The organism is Candidatus Hydrogenedentota bacterium (assembly GCA_012523015.1).
GTDB lineage: Bacteria > Hydrogenedentota > Hydrogenedentia > Hydrogenedentales > CAITNO01 > JAAYBJ01.
Window position 1 is genome coordinate 1 of sequence record JAAYJI010000105.1, and the last position, 2,854, is coordinate 2,854.

The following is a 2,854-nucleotide window of genomic DNA, read 5'->3' on the forward strand; positions in this document are numbered from 1 at the left end:
GAATCCTGTTATCCACCACCATATGGAGATCCGTGGGGTGGGCATTATTGATGTGCGCTCCATCTTTGGCGTGGGCAGTGTCCGCAATTCTAAACGTATCGGTATGGTGGCCGAGCTGGAAGATTGGGATGAAAAGACCGATTATGATCGGCTGGGCATGTCAGAGAAGTACGTTGAAATTTTAGGCGTTCGGATCCACCACATGCGTATACCCGTGAAACCGGGCAGAAACGTGGGAATCATTATTGAAGTTGCCGCATTGAATCAGCGTCTGAAAGAAATGGGCATCAGTTCCGCCGATCAATTGGATAAAAATGTTTCCAGTCGAAACAAACAAATGGGACTATGACCACACTTTATCTGTCCGTACAACCTTTCGCTAATACGCCCCCTCTGCCTATTGGCGCCCCTTATAAAGTATTATGAGTAAACATAAACGACCGGGAAAAAAAAGAAGAAGCAGTGTACGAACCCGCGATTGGGAACAGAATCCCGATGCTGATTTTTCCCATGATCTGTCTCGACACCGACGCGCACAAAGTAAGTTAGTTCAACATGCTGATGTAGAAGATCCGCTGCCCACGGATGTCCCCCCCAATGCCGTCGTAGTCAGTCATTCCAGAAAATGGGCCTTTGTTAAAAAAACGGATGCAGATCCCCACCGCCAGCCCAGTGCAGACGATACGCTTTTATGTAAAATAGATGAACGTCTTGTCGAAGAAGAGGAATCCTTGTTGGCGCCCGGCGACCGCGTCTTTGTCGAACTTGAAGGGGAAGACCATGTGGTACGCGCTATTGCCCCCCGGCAAACCAGCTTGGCGAAATGCGCAGGCAAACATGGCCGGCTGGAGCGTCAGATTATTGCCGCCAATGTGGATGTGCTCGTCATTGTCGCCGCTGCGACGTCGCCCCCCTTCCGCCCCGGGCTCGTAGACCGCTTTCTTGTGGTGGGGCAGCAAGGCGGTGTGGAACCTGTGCTCTGTCTCAATAAAATTGATCTTGTAGAGGAAGAGCCGCCGGAGATGCGTTTCTACCGAGAATTGGGAATTGGTATCTGTCGCACCAGCTGTGTGACCGGCGAAGGTATCGCTGCATTACGCGATAAATTGACCGGGAAGACCAGTGTACTCGCAGGGCATAGCGGCGTGGGCAAATCGTCCATTCTCAACACCATGGATCCTGAACTCAAAATCCTAACCCAGAGCTTGAGCGAGGCAACCCGGCGGGGCAGACACACCACGACCTTATCCGTGCTCTATGAGCTTCATGATGATATACACATCATTGATACGCCGGGACTCCGTGCACTGGGATTGTGGAATATTGAACCCGAAGAAATCGCTTTTTATTTTCCGGAAATCGCAGCAACAAGCATGAGCTGCAAATTTAGAAATTGCACCCACATCCATGAAATCGAATGCGCCGTGAAAGAGGCTGTCGAAGCAGGAAGCCTGCCCCGAGCACGTTATGAATCCTATTGCCGTCTGCGCAGTGATTTGGACGCAGAAAAGCGCCAGCCATAGCCCCGTGTCGGGCGCCGGGCTCCCCCATCCGGAAAAGGCAGCAAAATGCGCCTTTATATCTTGCATCTGCATATGCGATATTGTATGATAACCTTGTTGGTGTACACCGTGTTTTATAATGTCCTTTGGTTTATACCGACGGTTAGGTAAAGAAATTGCCCCGATGTAAGGCGCGACGGGGCCGAGTAATTAGGATCGCAGCAACGGAGGGTATGTACATGTCGGATGTAAAAGCATTTTTTGACGGATTGGACGAGCGTGTAGACACGGAAAAAATCCAGGGTATGAATTCGATCTTTCAATTCAATCTCGGCGAAGAAGTCTATACCGTATCAATCAGTGACGGTAATGTGGCGGTGAGTGAGGGCGCTGTAGAAGGCGCAAATATTCAATTGACCATGACGCCGGAAGATTTTCTTGCCATGACCGGCGGCACGCTCAATTCGCAACAGGCTTTCCTCACGGGCAAACTGAAACTGAAAGGCGACATGCAGTTGGCGCTGAAGCTCGGATCCGTGTTCAACATTGGCTAAATCGAAACGACATCTCCAAGGCCTTCTTCCTGTGGAAGGCCTTCTTTTTATGAAAAAGCTAAGAACGATTGCATTGATCATAACGGGGCTGTTCCTGATGAGCGCCTGTGCCCCCCGTGCACATGAAAAAGGAAATAATGAAGAGCGGTGCCTGTCGGAAGATGGTGTTTCCCTATTGGTCTCTCTTCTTCTCCCTGCTGTGCCTGACAAAGCGCCCGGGCTGATTTTAGTGCATGGCTTTGGGGCGGATCACCATGTTTGGGATGGCTTTGCCGCTGCCCTTCAGCAAGGGGGGATCATGACGGCAGCGGTAGATCTTCGGGGTCATGGCGGCAGCCGTATGCAGGGAAAAACTGCCCTCCATTATTCTGCACTTTCAACAGATGATCTTTCTAATACGCTCCATGACCTAAAAGCCGCGAAAAACTGTCTCTTGGAAGCCGGTGCAGATCCCGACAATCTGGCTGTCATTGGTGAAGGGTTGGGCGCTAATCTGGCACTTCGCTATGCCTTGGAAGATCCGCAAATACAAGCGGTCGTAATGCTCTCCCCCGGTCTCGACTATAAAGGCATTACCAGTCTCGATGAAATAAAAAAATTAAAGGACTGCCCTGTCTTGCTTGTGGCGTGTGAAGATGATGCTTACAGCGCCATGACAGTTTCCGCATTAAAAGCGGCTGCACCTGTCTTTGCGGAGTTGCGCACGTGGACCGGTTCAGCTCAAGGAAGCGAAATTTTCGCCATTCACCCCGAAGCAATTCATTACATTACGACTTGGCTGCGGCAAATCATACAGTC

4 protein-coding genes are annotated in these 2,854 nt (G+C 50.7%); all 4 read left to right on the top strand.

The genetic code is table 11. The annotated features are described in order from the left end of the window. On the top strand, window positions 1-349 hold a 349-nt coding region (locus GX117_04470; GenBank protein NLO32597.1), incomplete at its 5' end, for an HPr kinase/phosphorylase. 73 nt (window positions 350-422) lie between these two features. Continuing rightward, complete coding sequence (gene rsgA, locus GX117_04475) at window positions 423-1,523, top strand: ribosome small subunit-dependent GTPase A (GenBank protein NLO32598.1); 1,101 nt, start codon at window positions 423-425, stop codon at window positions 1,521-1,523. A gap of 218 nt (window positions 1,524-1,741) precedes the next feature. Beyond that, on the top strand, window positions 1,742-2,056 hold the full coding sequence (locus GX117_04480; protein ID NLO32599.1) for an SCP2 sterol-binding domain-containing protein: 315 nt from the start codon (window positions 1,742-1,744) through the stop codon (window positions 2,054-2,056). 49 nt (window positions 2,057-2,105) lie between these two features. Beyond that, the coding region (locus tag GX117_04485) for an alpha/beta fold hydrolase (GenBank protein NLO32600.1) at window positions 2,106-2,854 on the top strand (749 nt) is incomplete at its 3' end.

Bases quoted from the DNA above. Each gene is read 5' to 3' on its own strand.
- GX117_04480 (NLO32599.1), top strand. From the start codon at position 1,742: ATGTCGGATGTAAAAGCATTTTTTGACGGATTGGACGAGCGTGTAGAC.
- rsgA (NLO32598.1), top strand. From the start codon at position 423: ATGAGTAAACATAAACGACCGGGAAAAAAAAGAAGAAGCAGTGTACGA.